The sequence below is a fragment of the Cryomorphaceae bacterium 1068 genome (assembly GCA_027214385.1).
GTDB lineage: Bacteria > Bacteroidota > Bacteroidia > Flavobacteriales_D > Cryomorphaceae > JAKVAV01.
In genome coordinates this window covers 1-1310 of record JAPVXR010000038.1, presented here as the reverse complement: position 1 = coordinate 1310, position 1310 = coordinate 1, and the positions used below count along the sequence as shown (strand labels likewise).

2 protein-coding genes are annotated in these 1310 nt (G+C 44.7%); both read right to left on the bottom strand.

The genetic code is table 11. The annotated features are described in order from the left end of the window. The coding region (locus O3Q51_18360; protein ID MCZ4410786.1) for a hypothetical protein at positions 1–809 on the bottom strand (809 nt) is incomplete at its 3' end. After that, positions 806–1310 (bottom strand): hypothetical protein (locus tag O3Q51_18355; GenBank protein MCZ4410785.1); only part of this gene is annotated, 505 nt, incomplete at its 5' end. The genes O3Q51_18360 and O3Q51_18355, both read right to left, overlap by 4 nt.

The following is a 1310-nucleotide window of genomic DNA, read 5'->3' as shown; positions in this document are numbered from 1 at the left end:
TCAAAGCGATTCACTTCGTAGCCTTGAAATTGAAAATTGACCGCCAAGGCGTTTTCGGTGCCATACCTGATTTGCAGGAAGTGGTTGTTCCCATTCCCCGAAGGTGCATTTGATACCCCTGCTGAAACAGAGGAGACTTCAGCGGCAGGTGCGCCTACCTCTTGGTAAACCCCGATGGTGTTAAAAGTTGTCGTGATGGAGGAGCTACCCTGTGGAATACCAAACCTGGAACTCATCCAGCCTTCGCCTTTGGTGTAGTAGGGAATGGATATACCGATGGCATCCAATTGGCCCTGATAATACCCATTGCTATAAACCTGTCTTAGACGCTTCCAGATGAACTCCCTTGGCTCATATGAATCCAGATCCGAAAGGTCATTCTCTTGAAAACGCAGATTGTCTCCTGTTGTATTCCATGTCAAAAAATAGTTCAAACTATCATTGAACAGGCTGTAGTATGGGTTGGGCTGATCTTCGGGCGTGTCGTAAAGAGATGTTTCAAGGGAGCCGTCATTCTTGTGTCCGATAAACTCTATGAAATCAGTGGAGTTGAAAAACCCATCTTCGCCCCCTTCAATATAAATGGGAACTTCTTCGTTAACGGCAAACAGCTGAATATTATCGGGATCAATACCTGAAATGGGAATTCCCGCATTCGCTAAGTCATTGAATGTGATTCGGTAAACGCCATCTTCGGCGATGGAAAATTTGTAATACTTCTGGTTGTAGTTGATCCACTCATTACCGAATGGCTGAGCTTGAATAAGAGTCGATATGAATAAAAAACCTAGGAGGTAGAGTTTTTTCACTGAGCCTGCTTAAATATTCTAAAGCGTAAACTAAACACATTAGAATACAGCGCTTCAGAAGTATTCCCTATATCGGTGATGGCGTAGTCAAGGAAGAAATTCCCCAATCTAAGCCCTACACCCAAATTGGGCTGAACACTGTATTCCTCAGTACCTTGAAACGTCTTGATCTTTTGTATGTTTCCGATTCCCGCTCTTAAAAAGATCATGCTGAGGTAACTCGCCTCGATACCCATTACCGGGTCAATGCTCAATGGGTCGGCACTGATCAAAACATTACGCTGACCATCTGTGGTGAGAGCGGCGTTAATTTCTCCGAGTAGGGCAAATTTTCCAAGCTCTCTTTTGTAAGAAGCACCGAAGATGAATCGCGGTAGGGTGATTTCCAAACCATTTTCAGGAAGCTCATTTCCCGTGGCGATGAAAACCTCTTCTGTCTCTTCATCGAGGGTGTAATTCCACGCATTGTAGGTAGAGGTAAGGTCTCTGGCCATAGCAGCA